The organism is Corynebacterium incognita, from assembly GCF_014217255.1.
GTDB classification, from domain to species: domain Bacteria; phylum Actinomycetota; class Actinomycetes; order Mycobacteriales; family Mycobacteriaceae; genus Corynebacterium; species Corynebacterium incognitum.
The window spans coordinates 1,082,284-1,099,956 of sequence record NZ_CP059404.1; the positions used below are offsets into that span (position 1 = coordinate 1,082,284).

16 protein-coding genes are annotated in these 17,673 nt (G+C 66.5%); 6 read left to right on the plus strand and 10 right to left on the minus strand.

Features of this window, described 5'->3' with window-relative positions:
• Positions 1-4: 4 nt before the first annotated feature.
• From H0194_RS04985 to serS, 3 genes are read right to left on the minus strand one after another with little or no spacing between them, the layout of a single operon-like run.
• A complete protein-coding gene (locus H0194_RS04985; protein WP_185176703.1) occupies positions 5-862 on the minus strand; it encodes an HAD family hydrolase in 858 nt (285 codons plus the stop codon).
• Positions 862-1,731, minus strand: a complete 870-nt coding sequence (locus tag H0194_RS04990; RefSeq protein ID WP_185176704.1) for a lysophospholipid acyltransferase family protein — start codon at positions 1,729-1,731, stop codon at positions 862-864. Before H0194_RS04990 ends, H0194_RS04985 begins: the two co-directional genes overlap by 1 nt.
• 33 nt (positions 1,732-1,764) lie before the next feature.
• Positions 1,765-3,024: a serine--tRNA ligase gene (serS, locus tag H0194_RS04995; protein WP_185176705.1), complete on the minus strand. Its 1,260-nt coding sequence runs from the start codon at positions 3,022-3,024 to the stop codon at positions 1,765-1,767.
• A 123-nt stretch (positions 3,025-3,147) separates the two neighbouring features.
• Here serS and H0194_RS05000 point away from each other — a divergent pair, with 123 nt between their 5' ends.
• From H0194_RS05000 to H0194_RS05010, 3 genes are all read left to right on the plus strand, one after another.
• Positions 3,148-3,903 (plus strand): GntR family transcriptional regulator, encoded by a 756-nt coding sequence (locus tag H0194_RS05000; RefSeq protein WP_185176706.1) that lies wholly within the window; start codon positions 3,148-3,150, stop codon positions 3,901-3,903.
• 96 nt (positions 3,904-3,999) lie between these two features.
• Positions 4,000-5,316 carry a septum formation family protein gene (locus H0194_RS05005; RefSeq protein ID WP_211996081.1) on the plus strand — a complete coding sequence of 439 codons (1,317 nt, stop codon included), beginning with the start codon at positions 4,000-4,002 and terminating at the stop codon, positions 5,314-5,316.
• A gap of 21 nt (positions 5,317-5,337) precedes the next feature.
• Entirely contained in the window at positions 5,338-5,685 is a 348-nt protein-coding gene (locus H0194_RS05010; RefSeq protein WP_185176707.1) for a metallopeptidase family protein, read from the plus strand.
• Positions 5,686-5,699: 14 nt separating this feature from the next.
• On the opposite strand, the gene H0194_RS05015 is transcribed toward H0194_RS05010, so the two are convergent.
• Together H0194_RS05015 and pheA are read right to left on the minus strand one after the other, a co-directional pair.
• Entirely contained in the window at positions 5,700-6,365 is a 666-nt protein-coding gene (locus tag H0194_RS05015) for a histidine phosphatase family protein (protein WP_185176708.1), read from the minus strand.
• A 9-nt stretch (positions 6,366-6,374) separates the two neighbouring features.
• Positions 6,375-7,217 carry a prephenate dehydratase gene (gene pheA / locus H0194_RS05020; RefSeq protein ID WP_185176709.1) on the minus strand — a complete coding sequence of 281 codons (843 nt, stop codon included), beginning with the start codon at positions 7,215-7,217 and terminating at the stop codon, positions 6,375-6,377.
• Between the two features lie 42 nt (positions 7,218-7,259).
• Here pheA and H0194_RS05025 point away from each other — a divergent pair, with 42 nt between their 5' ends.
• Positions 7,260-8,423, plus strand: coding sequence for an amidase (locus H0194_RS05025; RefSeq protein ID WP_185176710.1), 1,164 nt, complete (start codon positions 7,260-7,262; stop codon positions 8,421-8,423).
• Positions 8,424-8,449: 26 nt separating this feature from the next.
• A complete protein-coding gene (locus tag H0194_RS05030) occupies positions 8,450-9,739 on the plus strand; it encodes an LCP family protein (RefSeq protein ID WP_185176711.1) in 1,290 nt (429 codons plus the stop codon).
• A gap of 78 nt (positions 9,740-9,817) precedes the next feature.
• Here the strand turns inward: H0194_RS05030 and H0194_RS05035 are convergent, their stop codons facing one another.
• The 3 genes from H0194_RS05035 to H0194_RS05045 are packed head-to-tail and all read right to left on the minus strand — an operon-like array spanning position 9,818 to position 13,332.
• On the minus strand, positions 9,818-10,729 hold the full coding sequence (locus H0194_RS05035) for a DUF5926 family protein (RefSeq protein ID WP_185176712.1): 912 nt from the start codon (positions 10,727-10,729) through the stop codon (positions 9,818-9,820).
• A 42-nt stretch (positions 10,730-10,771) separates the two neighbouring features.
• The gene (locus H0194_RS05040) at positions 10,772-11,485 is read right to left on the minus strand and encodes a glycerophosphodiester phosphodiesterase family protein (RefSeq protein ID WP_185176713.1); all 714 of its coding nucleotides are present in this window, start codon (positions 11,483-11,485) and stop codon (positions 10,772-10,774) included.
• A complete protein-coding gene (locus tag H0194_RS05045; protein WP_185176714.1) occupies positions 11,482-13,332 on the minus strand; it encodes a pyruvate kinase in 1,851 nt (616 codons plus the stop codon). The genes H0194_RS05040 and H0194_RS05045 overlap by 4 nt, the downstream gene beginning before the upstream one ends.
• Before the next feature lie 95 nt (positions 13,333-13,427).
• Between H0194_RS05045 and H0194_RS05050 the strand changes: the two genes are divergently transcribed.
• Entirely contained in the window at positions 13,428-15,260 is a 1,833-nt protein-coding gene (locus tag H0194_RS05050; RefSeq protein ID WP_185176715.1) for an alpha/beta-hydrolase family protein, read from the plus strand.
• Here H0194_RS05050 and H0194_RS05055 read toward each other — a convergent pair.
• Entirely contained in the window at positions 15,245-16,930 is a 1,686-nt protein-coding gene (locus H0194_RS05055; RefSeq protein ID WP_185176716.1) for an alkaline phosphatase D family protein, read from the minus strand. The genes H0194_RS05050 and H0194_RS05055 overlap by 16 nt on opposite strands.
• 68 nt (positions 16,931-16,998) lie before the next feature.
• Positions 16,999-17,670: a peptide-methionine (S)-S-oxide reductase MsrA gene (msrA, locus tag H0194_RS05060; protein WP_185176717.1), complete on the minus strand. Its 672-nt coding sequence runs from the start codon at positions 17,668-17,670 to the stop codon at positions 16,999-17,001.
• Between the last annotated feature and the right edge of the window lie 3 nt (positions 17,671-17,673).

Here is a 17,673-nt window from a genome sequence, read left to right on the forward strand (position 1 = left end):
AGTTCTAAAACCACCGTTCCAGCACATCAGCCACACCGCCCTGGTGGTTCGGGGAGGTCACATAATCCGCGGCGTCTTTCACGTTGTCTGCGGCATTGCCCATGGCCACGCCGGTGCCCACCCAGCGCAGCATCTCAATGTCGTTCGGCATGTCGCCGAAGGCAATGGTGGCGTCTTGGCTGACCCCGTACTGCCCGGCCAGCTGCGCCACGCCGAGCGCCTTGGTCACCCCCGGGGCGGCGAATTCCAGCAGGCCGTCGTTCATCGAGTAGGTCACGTGCGCGGACTGCGGGTCAATGTGCGGGGCGATGAGCTCGTACATCTCCGGCGCGGTCATGCTCAGGTTGCGCAACAGCAGCTTGACCGCGGGGCGGGCTAGCACGTCGTCGGTAGGCATGATGCCAAAACCATCCAGGCCCGGGGTCTCCGAATAGGCCTCTTCCGCGATGAACTGTTCCTCCGTGGCGTCAAAAGCGCTGGTGCCTGGCAGCTCGCAGGCCAGCTGCGCGCCGCCGTGGCGCAGCAGCACCTCCTGGGCCGTGTAGTAGATCTCCGACTGCACCTGCGGGTCCAGCGTGTGCGCAGCCAACACGGTGTCCGCGGCGGTGTCGTAGAGCACCGCGCCGTTAGAGGTCACGCACACCGGGCGCACGTTGAGCTGTTCGATGACCGGCAGTACCCACCGGAACGGCCGGCCGGTGGCCAGCGCGAAGTGGGTCCCGGCGGCGGTGGCGCGGGCCACGACGTCGCGGGTGCGCTGGGAGACGCGGTGGTTCGCATCCAGGAAAGTGCCGTCAATATCGCTGATGATGAACCGCGGCGCGGTATCCGGCAGTGCAGTGTCCGGCAGCGCTCCCGCCATTAACGTTTCCCCCTTGCTTTCGCTTCACGACGCGCGCGTTTGGCCGCGCGGTCTTCTTCGTCCATGCGGTTGGCCTCCTCCAAGGTCGGCGCGCCGCCGCCCATAGATACCGGCATCCAGTCGGCACCGGGATCGAAGGGGCCGTGCTCGGCCTCGTAGCCCGCACGGGCGTCGTCAAGCAACGCCTGGACCGCGGCCTTGAGCTTCAAGGTAGCCTCCTCCGGATCGCCGCTGGGGTCTACCGGCTCACCGACGTGGATGCGCACCGGCAGCTTGGTGCGCCCGAGGTTCTTCTTGCCGCCCTTGGTCCAGATGCGCTGGGAGCCCCAGCAGGCCATGGGGATGAGCGGGGCGTCCGCGGCGTCGGCGATGCGCACCGCGCCGGTCTTGAAGTCCTTGAGCTCAAAGCTGCGGGAAATAGTGGCCTCGGGGAAGATGCCCACAAGCTTGCCCGCGCGCAAAGCCTCGATGGTCGGCGCGATGGAGGTGGCGCCGCGCTCGCGGTCTACGGGCACGTGCTTCATGACGCCCATGAGCTTGCCGATGACGGGCACGTCGAAGATTTCCTTCTTCGCCATGAACCGGACCAGGCGCTTGCCGCGCAGGTGCGCCGGCACCATTCCGAAGATGAAGTCGTAGTAGCCGGTGTGGTTCATCACCAGGATCGCGCCGCCGGTGGCGGGGATGTTTTCCACGCCCACCACGGTGGCGGTGATGCCCTGCGCGCGCAAGACCTGCTTGGCCAGGGTCACGATGATGCGGTTGTACACCGTCTCGCGGGACTCGGCGTGGGGGCTAAAACGCCCCAAGGTGGCGGGCACCCGGAAGATGTGCCCGCGCTTCTTCAGATTCAGGCTCGCGTCAGCCATGCCTTGCTCTCCTGCCATCACTGCCTGCGCAGCCTACTTCTTGGGCTCGATAACATCCTTGCCCACGAATGGGCGCAGTGCCTCCGGCACCACCACGGAGCCGTCGGACTGCTGGTTGTTTTCCAAGATAGCCACGAGCCAGCGGGTGGTGGCCAGGGTGCCGTTCAGGGTGGCGGCTACCTGGGGCTTGCCGTTCTCGTCGCGGTAACGGGTCTGCAGGCGGCGGGCCTGGAAGGTAGTACAGTTCGACGTCGAGGTGAGCTCACGGTAGGTGTTTTGCGTGGGGATCCACGCCTCGGTGTCGTACTTGCGCGCGGCTGACGCGCCGAGGTCACCGCCCGCGATGTCGATGATGCGGTAGGGAACGCCCACGGCAGACAGCATCTCGCGCTCCATCTTCAGCAACGCCTGGTGCTGCGCCTCGGCCTCCTCGGGCTTGCAGTAGACGAACATCTCCAGCTTGTCGAACTGGTGGACACGGATAATGCCGCGGGTGTCCTTGCCGTAGGAGCCGGCCTCGCGGCGGAAGCAGGAGGACCAGCCGGCGTAGCGGACCGGGCCGTTGTTGAGATCAATAATCTCGTCCATGTGATAACCAGCTAGTGCCACCTCGGAGGTGCCCACGAGGTACAGATCATCTCGCTCGAGGTAGTAAATTTCCTCGGAGTGGTCGCCCAAAAAGCCGGTGCCCGACATGATCTCCGGGCGCACCAGGACCGGCGGGACCATGAGCTGGAAGCCGTTCTCGCGGGCCTTCTGCGCGGCCAGCATCATCATGCCCAGCTGCAGGAACGCACCGTCGCCGGTGAGGTAGTAGAAGCGGGCGCCACCGACCTTGGTGCCGCGCTTCATATCAATAAGATCCAGGGACTCACCCAGCTCCAGGTGATCCTTCGGCTCGAAGTCAAAGGTGGTGGGCTCGCCCACGTGCTCCATGACTACGAAATCGTCCTCGCCGCCGGCGGGCGCGCCCTCGACGACGTTGGAGATCTTGTACTGAATCTCCTCCACCTGCCCCTCGGCAGCCTTCTGCGCCTCTTCGGCTTCCTTGACCTTGGCCTTGAGCTCATAGGAGCCCTCCAGCAGCGCAGGACGCTCCTCCGGGGCGGCCTGGCCAATCTTCTTACCGAAGGCCTTCTGCTCACTACGAAGCTCGTCAGCCACCTTGATGGCCTCGCGGCGCTTCTCGTCGGCCGCGAGCAGCGAATCCACCAGCTGCGGGTCCTCCCCACGGTTTACCTGAGAGGCGCGGACAACGTCTGGATTTTCGCGTACGAACTTGAGATCTAACATGGTGGTTAAGTCTAGCCTGCACGCGATTTTATTGCCTGGTATTAACGCGCCCCCACCGTCGAATTCCTCACAGTGTGACCGGGCTAATTGCGGTGGTAATAACCAGAACGTTAACATTGTCTTATGCCGAAAAGTCCAGTTTTGCCGGCTCGCGCTATCGTTGACGGCCCGGTTCCCAAGCACGCGCAGCTCCGCGACATCCTCGCCGAGCTGTGCCTCCACACTCTCAAGCCGGGCGATCTGCTGCCCGGCGAACGCATCCTCGAGGAAACCTACGGGGTCTCACGCATCACGGTCCGCCGCGCCATCGGCGACCTGGTAGCAGAAGGCCGCCTGCGCCGTGTCCGCGGCAAGGGCACCTTCGTCGCACCCAACCCCCTGGTCTCACGCCTGCACCTGGCCTCCTTCTCTGATGAGATGGGCGCCCAGGATGTGAAAGCCTCGTCGAAGATCTTGCTCTCCGAGCGCGCGCACGCCCCCGCGGACGTCACCGCCTTCTTCGGCGACGACGCCGGCGCCACGCACACCCACCTGCGCCGCCTGCGCCTGGGCGACGGCGAGCCCTATTCCATCGACGACGGCTGGTACAACTCCAAGTACGTCCCCAACCTGCTGGAGAACGACGTCTACAAGTCGGTCTACGCCATCCTGGACTCCGATTTCCAGGTCCCCATCACGGATGCGGACCAGACGGTTACCGCCGTCGCGGCCGACGAGCTCAACGCGGAGCTTCTCGACGTCCCCGTGGGCACCCCGCTGCTCCACATCATCCGGTATTCCCGGTCCAACGACCGCGCCGTCGAGTGGTGCTCCTCTGTGTATCGCACCGACCGCTACCACCTGACCACCCGCGTCGATCGCGTCTCCGACCGCCGCTAACGCTTCCCCAAGCGCTAACAACGGCGCACGCCAGTTGGGCTTTTCGGCGCTCGAGCTGGCATTGTTCAAGGTGAAGGGCGTAAACTGGTTGACCTTATGAGTACTCGCAAGCCCTGGCGCGGCAGCGCCCCTGTCCGCACCATGCTGGTGGCGGCTCTCGTGGCCGCGTCCGGCGTGGGCGCGTACGACTATGTCGCTGCCTCCTCATTCGGCGACTCCTCCGCCGCGAGCGCGTCTCACACCCCAGGTAAAGACTCCAAAGACGTAGACGCCACCCTCGCGGCACAAGCCACCCCGTTTACCACCGCAGATGTGGGCGACTGCCTCAACTGGAACATCGATTCCAAGGGCACGGTCTCCAATTTCGAGCAAACCACCTGTGAGAAGGAGCACCGCTTCGAGATCTCTGCGCGCGAAAACCTCGCCACCTACCCCACCAGTGAGTTTGGCCCCGAAGCCGACATGCCCGACCTGATGCGCCAGGCCCAGCTGCGTGAAGAACTGTGCCAGGCCGCCACGCTGACCTACTTGGACGGCAAGTTCGATTCGGCCGGCAAATACACCATCGCGCCCATCCTGCCGCCCGCGGAATCTTGGCGGAAGGGCGATCGCACCATGCTATGCGGCCTGCAGGCCAACGACGAGAAGGGCGTGCCGCAGCAGACCACGGGCAAGGTCGCGGACAATGACCAGTCCCCACTGGCAAAGGTGGGCGATTGCCGCGCTATCGACGACTCGCAAATCCTGCGCACCGTGGACTGCTCCCGCAAGCACCACCTGGAAACCACCGCGGTCATCGACCTGACCAAGCGCTTCCGCAAAGGCACCCCCAGCGAGGACAAGCAGGATGCCTACCTGTCCAAAAAGTGCACTGCCGCCGCCATCGGTTACCTGGGTAGCGAGGACAAGCTGTACGACACCACGCTGCAGCCGTTCTGGGGAACCGTAGAGGAATCCTCCTGGGAGGCGGGCTCCCGCTCGGTGAACTGCTCGCTTATCCATGCCAACAAGAAGGGTGGCTTCTCGGACATCACCGGTTCCGCTAAGGACGGCCGCACCGCCCTGACTGTGGACGGCAAGACCCCGAAGAAACCGCCAGAGCGCAACCCGAAGCGCAAGGATCGCGTCTCCGTCGCGCCGTCCGCTAACCCGGAGCTGCCGGTGGCAGGTTCACAGGGCAACGTGGATACCGGCGGGTCCAACCAGACCCCGGCGGAGCCGCAGCAGCAGGTGGACACTGGTGCGGGCCACATCGACCCCAACACCGGACTTCCCTACGGCCAAGCCACCGACCAGACCGGAGGCCAGGCGGGCGGCGGCCAGATCGATCCAAACACCGGCCTGCCTTATGGCCAGACCGGAGGCCAGGCGGGCGGCGGCCAGATCGACCCGAACACCGGCCTGCCCTACTAACGCGAAATGACCCCGTAGGCGATGTACCGCGTTTCTGAAGAGCGTTTCGACGACATGGTCAACGACGCACTAGACAAGGTTCCGGACGAGTTTGTAGCGCGCATGCGCAACCTAGTCATCCTGGTCCGAGACTACAACGAGGACAACCCCTATATCCTCGGGCTCTACGAGGGTATATCTTTAACCTCCCGCGAGTTCGACTACTCGGGGCATCTACCCGACGCGGTCTTTATTTATAAGCGCGCGTTAGAAGACTACTGCTCCAGCGAACAACAGCTCGCCCACGAAGTCGAGGTCACCGTCTTCCACGAGCTCGGCCACTACTTCGGCCTCGAAGAAGACGAGCTCCACCACCTCGGTTGGGGCTAAGCCGCGGGCGCGACTTAGCCGCCCAATTCGGTGTCAGCCCAGCGTGTGACTGTCCACTTGCCAAACTTCTCCCCGCGCGGCTCCAGCACCACGAAGCGGCAGTTATTCAGATAACCCGAGAACGCGAAGTCCGGGTCAATCTGCGCCGCCGCCGCGTGCCGCGCCACCGTGCGGATCGCCGCGCCGTGGCTGACCAGGACGGCATCTGCGGCGTCGTCAAGTCCCGCAGCCAGCTCCTCCAGCACCGGCTGGTAGCGCGCCAGCAACTCCATGTAGGACTCGCCCTTCGGCATCCGGGCCTGCGGATCGCCCTCCAACCAGCCGCGCAGCGCCGTGGTGTAGCCGCGATGGCTGTCTTCGTCCGCCAGCATCTCGTTGTCACCGGCGAAGACCTCGTGCACGCCCACCACCACGTTGACCGGCAGGGAGTGCTCCGGCAACTGCTGAACGCGCTCAATCTCACGGGCCGCCAGCATAGCCGTCTGCTGCGCCCGCAGCGCCACCGAGCAATTCAGGCTCAGCTTTCTATCCGCGCACAGATCCGCGAGCTCCGCGCCGACCTCCACGGCCTGCTCCCGGCCGCGCTCGGTCAGCTCCGCGCCCGGCGGGCGGGTATCCAAAGCCCGATTGATATTAGAGAAAGTCTGTCCGTGGCGCACAAGGATGATTCGTCCGGTCATGCCTTATTCCTACCCCGAAACCGGCCCGTCCGCCACCGGCCAGGAACCCAAAAACATAAAGCCCGGGACATCGCCCGCCGGGGCGCACAGCCCGCGCAGCTTCTCCAGCGCGGCCGCCACCTCTGGAAGCTGTGCGTGGCCCCCGAAATGTAGGTGGAAGCGATACGTGCCCAAGCCCGTGCGGGTGGGACGCGACTCAATCAGCGACAAGTCCAAGCCGTGGCCCGCGCAGATATCCAACGCGCGCGCCAAGCTGCCCGGCTCATTAACCAGACACAGCGACACCGCGGTGCGGTCCGCGCCCGACGGTGCCGGACCCTCCCCCGCGGACACGAGGACGAAGCGCGTGGTGGCCGAGGCGTCGTCGATGACGCTGTCAGCCACCACCTCCAGGTCGTAAATATCCGCCGCGCGGCGGGGCGCGAACGCGGCGTCCACCTCGCCGTCTGCCACCATCTGGGCGGCCGCGGCGTTGGAGGCGGCGGGGACAAACTGGGCGTCGGCAAGCTCAGAATCCACAAAGCCACGCACCTGCTGGAACGCCACGGGGTGCGTCGCGAAGCGCCGGATAGGCCCGCCGCCGCGGCGCAGGAGCGCGAACTCAATGCGCACGTCCGTCTCCGCAATAATCTGCGTGCCTGGGTGCGCCAGCAGCGCGTCAAAGGTGGCCGTGACCGCGCCGTCGAGGGAGTTTTCCAGGGCCACCACCCCGAAGTGCGCGCGGCCTGCCGCCACCGCGGCCACCACCTCGTCCGGGGAACCCAGCGGCAGTGGATCAGCGCCCGATACCATATCCAGCATCGCCACCTCCGTGAACGTACCCCGCGGACCCAAATAAGCAACAGTCACCATGTAGGACACCCTACCCGCGCCACCTTGTACGCTGGGCTCATTATGGAGTTCAGCCTGGAACAACTAGCCTGGGACCTCGAGGGCCTTAGTCCCGAGGAGCACGGCTTCACCTACCTCGACCTACAGCGCGAGCCCGCCGGCAGCGGCCGACTAGACGGCTGGGTCATCCCCGCCAAGGACCTCCACGACGTCGCGGGAATGCCCACCTCCCTGGGCCACACACAGCGCGCGTACCTGGCCACCACCACGGATTGTTTCCTGGAGGCCCTCGAGGCCGAGGGCGCGATCATCCCCGGTAAGTCCGCCGCGCCGGAACTCGGGCTGCGCGTGGACACCGAACCCGTGGGCTACCCACACCCGGACAACCCGCTGTGGCCCGGACACACACCGGGCGGCTCGTCTGGCGGCGCGGCGGTCATGGTGGCGCGTGGACTGGTGCGCGCGGCGCACGCGGGCGACGGCGGCGGATCCATCCGCGTGCCCGCGGCGGCCTGCGGCGTCGTAGGTTTCAAGCCCTCCGGCGACGACCTCAGCGTGCCCGGCTTCATCACCCGCACCGTGGAGGACCAGGCGTTTTTGCACGATATCCCGCTGCTCAAACCCACCCGAGCACGCATCGGCGTGCTCACTGCGCCGTTGTTCGCGGACGTCGCAGTGGCGCCGGTCATGCTGCGCGCGGTGGACGAGGCCGCGGCGGCGCTGCGGGGTCTGGGATACGAGGTCGTGCCCATCGACCCCTACCCCGCCGCGGCGGAGACCTTCGCCGCGTTCCAGGCGCTGTTCTCCACTCGCCTGGCGGACCTGGACTTCGCGGAGGGCTACTCCGCCTGGCTGCGCGAAATCGGCCGCTCGATATCTCCCGCCCAGCTTGCTGACGCCCGCACCCACGCCCAAGGCCTGCCCGCCCGGCTGGCGCACGACTGGCAGGTGGACGCGCTGCTGTCGCCGATGCTCGCCTTCGACCCGCCCCCGCGCGGCACGTTCACTGCGTTGGAACACGCCGAGAACTTTGAGCAACAGACCCGGTGGTCGCCGTGGGGCTCGCTGTTTAATGTCGCGCGCCTGCCGGCGGTGAGCCTGCCCTGGCCGGTGGCTCGCCGCCAACCGGTGGGCGTGCAGCTGGGCGGCATCACGCTTTCCGACGCCCCTGTGCTCGGCCTCGCAGCAGCTCTCAGCGCAACCACAGCGTCGCAATACCGGCACTGAGCCCACGAGATTGTAGGCTTTAACGCATGACTCAGCGCGGAGGAGATGACTACGTTACCGGGCCCGACGGCGAACCCTTGCGGGATCGCTACGGCCGCCCCGTACGTCGCCGGGGAACCCCGCCTCCTCCACGGAACACGCCCTTTGCCGGAGAGCCGCGGCAGCGGCAACAACCTGCACAACGCTCGGCCCAGCGCCCGCCACGGCGACAATCACCGCCTGATTCCTACCGCCTGCCTCCAGAGCCCACGCGCTTCGACCTGCCCCGCCAGCAGGCCGCGCCGTCACGCCAGCAGGCCGCGCCGTCACGCCTGGAGGAGGACCTGTACTCGGTGCCGCGCAGCTACCAGCCGCCGGGGGCGTCGAGAAGCAAGGCCCCGGCGCGCAAGGCACTGCGGGGCGTGCGGGGGTTGGTATCGCGCTTTGGCTGCCTGGGTTGTATCGGGTGGCCGCTAGCAATCATCGTGGTGCTCACCCTTGTGCTCACGCTGTGGACCGACGGGCGCCTGACGCGCGTGGATGCCACCCCGCCGACAAAGGTGAACAACACCGCCGGGACCAACTGGCTGCTGGTCGGCTCCGACTCACGGCAGGGACTCAGCGACAAGGACATCGAACGCCTGGGGACCGGCGGCGACGTCGGCGTGGGCCGCACGGACACCATCATGCTCCTGCACATCCCAAAGAAAGGTAAGGCGCAGCTGGTGTCGGTGCCGCGTGACTCGTACGTGTCCATCCCCGGCTTCGGCGAGGACAAGATCAACGCGGCGTTTACCTATGGCGGCCCGGAGCTGCTCACGCAGACCCTGGAGCAAGAAACGGGCCTGCGCATCGACCATTACGCGGAAGTCGGCATGGGCGGCCTGGCCAGCGTGGTGGACGCGGTCGGCGGCGTGAACATGTGCTTGGACGAGCCGATCGACGACCCCTTGGCCGGCATCAGCCTGCAGGCCGGCTGCCAGGACATGAAGGGCCCGGAGGCTTTGGGCTACGTGCGTACCCGCGCGACGGCGCAGGGCGACCTGGACCGCGTGCAGCGGCAGCGCGAGTTCTTCGCGGCGCTGCTAGACAAGGTGACCAAGCCGTCGACGCTGCTGAACCCCATCAAGTTTGTGTCCCTGGTGAATAACACGGCGTCGTCGTTCATTGTGGGCGAGGGCGACCACGTGTGGCACCTGGCACGCGTGGCGCTGGCGATGCGCTCCGGCGTGGAAACCAAGACCGTGCCGCTGGGCGGCTTCGCCGACACCGCGGTGGGCAGCGTCATCCTATGGGACGAGGAACAGACCGCGGCGCTGTGGGAGTCGATGAAGTAGCCTGCGGCGTGCTGACCAGGACAAAAAGTTTCTGGACCAGGGGTATCCCTGCGGGGAACTTCTTGGTCGTTGACGGTATTAGCGGAGCGTTACCTGGCGGGACTTGAGGTTGTCCAGCTGCTTGCGCTCGTCGGCGGTGAGCTGCTCGGCGTTGTCCAGCTCCTTGGTCAGGGCCTCGTCGACGCGCTTCAGCTCGTCCTCGTAGGAGTCGGCGGCGCGCTCAGGCGCAAGGTCAAAGACCGGCGCAATGACGCCGTGGGTACGGAACACGCCGGCGAATTTGGTGTCCTCGCCCAGGTTCATCTCGCCGCGCGCGGCCACGCGGGCGATGCCGTTGAGGAACGCGGCCTCATCATCAACGGGCCGCACCCAGCGGATGTGCGCCTTGCCGTGGCCCGCGTCCGCCCAGAACGCGGTGCCGGTGATGCCGGTGCCAACCAGCTCGGAAGGAATCACAGAGTCGTTGGCCATCTGCAGGGACTGCGCCGCCTGCGGATCCACCGGGGCGCCCTCCGGGATCCACCAGCCAAAGTCCTGGTGTACCTCGATGTCCAGCTCGGCCGAATCGTCGAGGAGCTCAGCAAGCGCTGGCTGGGAGCCATCGGCCACGGTGGACTCAAGAGACTCGCCCGGCGTGGCGTCCTTCGCCCACGTGAGAGCGAAGGCGAGGTCGCGGCCCGGGTTGTGGGAGTGGGACTGCACCTGCAGGCCCACGAGCGCGGTGCCGTCCTCGCGGATCATCGCCGCGATGGCGCCCGGGAGAACCGTTCCCACGTACACGGCGCGGTCAAAGCCCTTGACGGGCAGCTTCGCCACGGCCGACGGGGAGAATTCCTGCAGCGCGATGAGCTGCGACTCTGCAGCCAGCCCACCGAAGGGGCGGGGATCTTTTTCCAGCGCAGCGCGCTCGGCGGCACGGGCAGCAAGCTTAGCCTGGCGGCGGCTCATGCCCTCGGGCAGGTTGTCCTGGTTCTTTTTCTTCTTAGCCATGTGCACAAATCTACCTGGCATACTGCTGCCGCGTGCCTGCGCCTAGTAATTGATGGCCAGCAGCGCCGTCTCCGGCTGGTTGGTGGCCAGGATGTCCACGCCGTTAGCCCAGGCCCACTTCATGTCCTCCGGGCGGTCCACCGTCCACATATAGGTGGGCAGATCGTGCGCGCCAATCGCCGAGGGCTGGAGCTTCCCGCGCAGGATGGACATGCCCAGGCCGGTGGGCTGGGATAAAAGGATATCCGGCTTGTTAAAGTGTCGCTCCCAGTCGCGCCGCAGATAGATGCGGTCCAGCTCCGGGGCCAGGCGCGCGATGCGCCACATCGCGCGGTGCGAAAAAGAGATGATGTGGATACGCGGGTCGTCGAGAAGCTTGGCGTACTTCAAACGAAGGATGACCTGTTCCTCCAGCATGGGCCCATACGAGCCGGGGTGCTTGGTCTCGATGTAGATGTGCTGGTCGGTGGCGCGGACCATGTCCAGCAGCTCATCGAGGAGCAGGATCTGCTGCGGATGCTCCGCGCTGCCGATGTTGGCGCGGCGCACGTCCTCGAGATCCAATGCGGCGATCTCGCCGCCCTTATCCGAGGTGCGATCCAGGGTGCGGTCGTGGTTGACCACCACGTAGCCGTCCTTGGTCAGCCGGGTATCGCATTCCACGCCGTGGATGGGCAGCTCCAGGGCTTTCTCAAAGGCCAGCGGGCTATTCTCGGGGTACTTGCCGGAGTATCCGCGGTGCGCCACTATCTTCACAGGGTGTTCTCCCAGCTCCGGATCTTGCGCAGCATCTGGCGGTTCTTGCGCTGGCTGCGGCCGAGTTTGCGGGAAATCGAGTGCAGAATCTTGATGGCCGCGGTGATGTGCGGGCCCTTGTTGAGCATGACGGCCTCCATGCGCAGAGCGAAGGCGGCGTCGGTGATTTCCGCGCGGGACGGGAGACCGGACTTGGCCAGGCTCTCCAGCACCTGGGTGGCCATCACCACGGGGACGTGCGCGGCTTCGGCCATGAGCGCGATGAGGTTCGGCACCTCCGCCATGCGCTCGAAGCCGAGCTCCACGGCCAGGTCACCGCGCGCGATCATCAGTCCGAGCTTCTCATGCTTCATGCCCTCTAGCAGGACGGCGGCCAGGTTCTCGTAGCCGGGGATGGTCTCAATCTTTAAGACCAGCCCCAGGGCGCGCACCCGGTCCGGGTCCGCGGAGCGCTGCGCGATCTCTTCCAGGCTGTCCAGCAGGAAGCGGACGTCGTCCGGCGTGCGGATGAAGGAGACGTTGGCGATGTCCGCGTTGTGCGCCACGAACTCCAGCGCCTGCAGGTCTTCTTCGGTCAGCGAGGGCAGCGGAAGCTCGGTGGCGGGCAGGTTGATGCCTTTGTAGGCGGCGAGGTTGGTGCCGTCCGGCTTGGCGCGGGTGATCTCCAAAACTACCTCGGTGTGCCCGTCATCGGTGGTGCGCTTGTCGACGGCCCGTGCCGCAATCGCGCCGTCATCAAACAGCACCGGCTGGTCTTTTTCGATGGCCTCCACGGCCTCGGGAAGGGTGCAGCCGATGATGCCTTCCTCCGGCTGACGTGGGGCGGGGTCGGTGGTGAGCACCAGCTGGTCGCCGGGGTGCAGGCGCAGGCGCTGCTCGGAAGCCGGGATGCCGGACACCCGCGCCTTGACCCAGTTGCTGTTCAGCAGCGTCGTGTTCGAGATATAGGCGTTTTGCTGGCCGTGGGCGAGCTTGGCACCCTCGAATTCCTCAACCACGAAGAATTCGCGGCGCGAGCCGCGGGTATCGGTGAGGGTGATACGCGAGTCCACCTCCAGGTCCGCGTACCACTGCTCGTCCACCTGGACGTTGAGAGCCGGGCGGCCGGGCAGCTCCGGCATCTCAGGTACCTCCGCGCCTTCCGGGGTGATCCACAGCTTCGAGGGGGTGAGCACCTTTCCGTAGTTAGTGCGGGTGACGCGCGCGCGGGAAATCTCCGGTCCCGGGGCGATGGCCCCGGTGCGCAGTTTGGGCCCGGCCAGGTCCATGGAGATCTTGATGTCCACCCCGGCCTCGTCCGCCGCCGTGCGCACGTTGTCGATCATTTTCTTCCACGTCTCGGCGTCGTCGTGCGCGCAGTTGATGCGTGCCAGGTCCATTCCGGCGTCCACGAAGCCGCGGACCAGGTCCAGGTCCTCGGCAGCCTCGGCGGGGAGGGTGACCATGATGCGGGAGTGAGACTGCTCGTCGGCGTCGCCGAGCAGGGCGGTGGCGTTGTCCTCTAGCTGATCATCGGCGGCCGCGAGCGCCGCGCCGACCTGTTCGATGGGGAACTGCGCGGGCGCCCCCGTGAGCGCTTTGATGATGTTGTGTGCCGCCTGCAGCTTGGGCAGCACGGTCGGCTCGGTGGAGGTCAGGCGGGTCGCCCCAATGGCGGTCAGTGCGGCCTGCAGCGGGCGCAGGTCGTGCTCGCGCAGTGTCTGGTAATGCACGAGGTTCTCGGCGCCGGCGCGGTGGGTGGGGTGCACGGCGTCGATGAGCGCGCGGTGCTCGTCGGCGCTGGCGCGCAGGTCGTCGATAAGCGCGTCGATGGTCGCCAGGGCTGCGGCGCTATCCATGGTTGCCATCGGTTCTGCCTCCTCAATCTGTCTCTTAACGCCACCATTGTGCCCCGCGCTAGGCATTCCTGCACGGCAAGATCTTTTTTGCCACACTGGTGGGCATGGGTTCGCTGCCATCCCTCCTCCGCCGCGGGACATTGCAGGCGGCAAGCGCGGTGCTCCGGGGCGCCATCGTTGGTGTAGAGATCTTCGCCGACCTCACCCCGGGCGTGCGCATGGCCTCGAGGCGCCGCTTGCCAAGAAATATGTCCGCGGGCCTGTTAGGCGCCGAGCTGGCCACGTGGGCGGCGGTATCGCCGTCACTGCTCCCCCGGCCGTGGTGGGTGACGGCCGCGAACGTGGCAGTGGGCCAGAGCTTCGGACACCTGGCGGCTGCCACCAGCGCCTATGCGCTCAAGCGCGGGTTGCGGGTTGCCAGTCTCCGCCCGCAAGATCGCGTGACCACCCCGATCAAGCGTGGCCTGCACTGGGCCATCGCGGGGATGAGCGCCGCGCAGGGCGTGGCGGCGCTGTTTCGGCAGCAGAACCAGGCGGAGCTGGTGGGCACCGAAAACAATCGCGGCCCCGCCCAGGCGCTAGGTGGCCTGGCCGCAGGCACGCTGGGTTACGGCGCGCTCCTCCTGCTCGGCGAGGCCACGCAGCAAAGCGTGGACCAGCTCAGCAAGCGCCTCAACGTGTGGCTACCCGCCCTGGCGGCCTGGCCGATTGCCGCCGCGGGCGTGGGCATTCTGGCCTGGGAGTTCGCGGACCACGTGATGATCCGGCGCTTCCTCCACCGCGCCAGTATCAACGCGGCGGCGGTCAATCGCAGCGTTTTCCCCGGTTCGCAGATGCCGTGGGAGCCGGAGCGCTCGGGCTCGCCGTGGTCGTACGAGTCGTGGACGGCGGTGGGTTCGCAGGGCCGCGCCATGCTCACCAAGGGCCCGCGGGCCCGCGACATCGCGGCGGTGATGGAATACGAAGAGACCCACGAACCCATCCGCATTTTCATCGGCCTGGTTCCCGGCCGCTCGCCGCGGGAGGCGGCCCGGCGCGCCATGTCCGAGCTGGAACGCACCGGCGCCTTCCACCGCAACACCCTGGTCATGCAGGTCTCGTCGGGTTCGGGCTGGATCAACAACTACGGCATCTCAGCGTACGAGTTCCTCACTGCGGGCGACTGCGCGACGGTAGCCGTGCAGTACTCGTACCTGCCCTCGGCGTTTAGCTACGTCATGGAAAAGGACATCCCCATTCAGGCCACCCGGGAGCTGTTGCGTGCCATTCGCATCCGCCTGGATTCCATGCCGGAGGAAAATCGACCGAAGTTCTACCTCGCCGGCGAGTCCTTGGGCGCCTACGGAATCCTCGACATGTTCGAGGACATTGAAGAGCTTTACGACGTCTGCGATGGCGCGGTGTTTACGGGCCCGCCGCGGTTTACCACATTAGTGCGCACACTGGCGTTACAGCGTCCCCGCGGCTCGCTCGAGCGCCTCCCGCTTGTCGACGCCGGGCGGCACACCCGTTTCGTCATCAACCCCGCGCACCTGCGCCACGACGCCTTTGGGCGCTCCTACCAGCAGCCGTGGCAGTCGCCCCGCGTGGTCATCGCCCAGCACGCCTCCGATCCGATCGTGCACTGGGAGCCGCAGCTTGCGTGGCGACGCCCCGATTGGATGCGCGAGCCCGGCGGTGGCGGCATCAAGGCCCCGGCCACCATGTACTCGGACACCTTCGCGGGCGTGCGCTGGATTCCGTTCATTAGCTTCTGGCAGATCGGGCTGGACCAGATCAATTCTCTCAACGTCCCCGGCGGGCACGGCCACAATTATTACGCCGAGATGTTCTGGTACTGGGAGGCCGTGCTGGGGGATCAGGCCCGCGCGCCGCTGACCCACCGCTACGCGGGGCGGATGAAGAAGTTCGTGGACGCGGATCAGTTCTGGAGGTAAGCGCCGTCGTAGGTGACGGAGCCGGCCGTGGTCACCGCGGAGCCAGCCACGGCGATGTCTTCCACGCGCCGCCAGCTGAACGTGATGTTGTCTTCAGTGACGTCGAGCAGCGCGTAACCGTGGGCGTCGAGGTTCACGTGGCCCACGTGCGGGTTAGCGCCGCGGAGGTAGCGCTCGGCGCGGCGGGAGATGGCGTTGCCCTCGGGCAGGTTGAAGAACTCGTCGAGGTTGGGTGCGGTGACCGAGGAAGTGACCAGTTCCGCGGCGACGTGCTCGCCGTTGTGCTCAACGTCGATCGCCCACTCGGAGTGGATGTCCCCGGTGACGAACACGGTGCGCTGCTCGCTGCGCTGGATCTGCTCCAGCAGCCGGGCGCGGTCGGCGGTGAAACCGTCCCACTGGTCGGCGTTGAACGGCACGGTCTCCCCCACCAGCTTGGTCAGCGGGTTGCGGGTGTCCTCGTCCAGGCCCACGACGTTGAGGTTAGCCACCATGACGGAGGTGCCCACGAGGTTCCACTGCGCGGTGGAGGTGGCCAGCTGGATGGACAACCACTGGAACTGCTCGGTGCCCATCATGGTGCGGTGTTCGTCGCGTCGCTTGGGCCGCATGGTGCCCGGCGCGCTGCGGTAGGTGCGCAGATCCAGCATGTGCAGGTCCACGAGGTCGCCGAAACCGAACGAGCGGTACAGGTGTCCGCCTTTGCTCGGGTTGGGGGCGCGGACCGGCAGCCATTCGAAGTAGGCCTGCATCGCGGCGGACTGGCGCTGCGACCACGTGCCGTGGATGTGCGGGTTGTGTTCTTCCGCGCCGGCTTCATAGGCGTCGTTGGCGATTTCGTGATCGTCCCAGGTCACCACCCACGGTGCGGACGCGTGCGCGGCCTGCAACTCGACGTCGCGGCGGTAGTGGCCGTAGCGGGAGCGGTAGTCCGCCAGCGTGGTGATGGTCCAGGTGGGCACGTGTGGGCGCACCACGCCGTGCTTGCCGGGGGCTTCGCCCGAGGCGTATTCGTAGATGTAATCGCCCATGTGCAGCACCACGTCCACGTGCCCGGCGCGCGCCCGGCGGGCGATATCGCCGTAGGCGCCGAAGTACCCGGCCTCGAAGTTGGCGCAGCTGGTCACCGCGCAGCGCAGGCGCGAGGTTTTCCGCGGCGCGGTGCGGGTCCGTCCGACCGCGGAGGTGGCATCGCGGAAGCGGAAGCGATAAAAATATTCAGTTCCCGGCTCCAGCTCGAAGGGGTCCACGTGCACGGTGTAGTCCTTGTCCGGGCCGGTAGTGGTCACCCCGCGGCGCACGCGCCCGCTAAACTCCGGGTCTTCGCACAGCTCCCAGGTCACCTGCACGTCCTCGCCCACGCCGGTTCCGGGCGCGCACTCCGACGCAGGCGTCACGCGGGTCCACAGCACCACGGAGGTCTGCAGCGGATCCCCGGAGGCCACTCCATGCATGAAAGGGTGGTGCTCGGCCACGGTATACGGCTGCGGCTGGTGGAGCTTGTCCAGCTCCGCATCGCCCATGACCTGCAGATCATTGGCGTTGCCGGGGTTGAGGGTAGCGCTGGCCATGGCACCCGCGCCTGCGAGGAAAGTGCCACCGAAGAGCTTCCTCCTCGTCAACCGGCGCCGTCCTCCACGGCGCCGCCCGCTTTCTTCACCCTTGCTCACGTCTTTCAGTTCTACCCGTTCACCCAAGGTTTCGCAGTGTCTGCGCTCACACCACTAGCCGCCGGCCGCTATCCGCAGGCGATGCCGGTGGAGTGGTGCGGGCAGTAGCCGTTGGGGTTTTTGTCCAGGTACTGCTGGTGCTCGTCCTCGGCCAGGAAATAGCTTTGCGACGCCGTGTCCGCCAACGGCATGACCTCCGTGGTGATGGCGCCGAACCCGGCGTCGGCAAGCTTGACGCCGTAGGCGTCCACGAGCTCGCGGATCTCCGCGGCTTCCTCTGCCGCCGACGCCACGTCCGAGCCCACGGTATAAAACGCCGAGCGGTACTGGGTGCCCACGTCGTTGCCCTGGCGGAAGCCCTGGGTGGGATCGTGCGCCTCCAGCGCGGCCACAACCAGCTCGCGCAGGCTCACCCGCTGCGGGTCATAGACCACGGCGACGGTCTCGGTATGGTTGGTCACCCCGCGGCAGACCTCGAAGTAGCTAGGGTTAACGGTCACGCCGCCGGCATAACCCACAGAGGTGGACTCCACCCCCTCCATCTCCCAGTACATCTTCTCCGCGCCCCAGAAGCAGCCGATGGCCACGTACAACACACGCTGGCCGTCCTTCCAGGGCCCGGTAATGGGCGTGCCTAGAACGGTGTGTGGCTGCGGCTGCGCCAACACCGGCTCGGCGCGCCCGGGCAGGGCGTCCTCCACCGCGAGCAACGTCGGCGCGGGCATAAACATCCACGACATGGC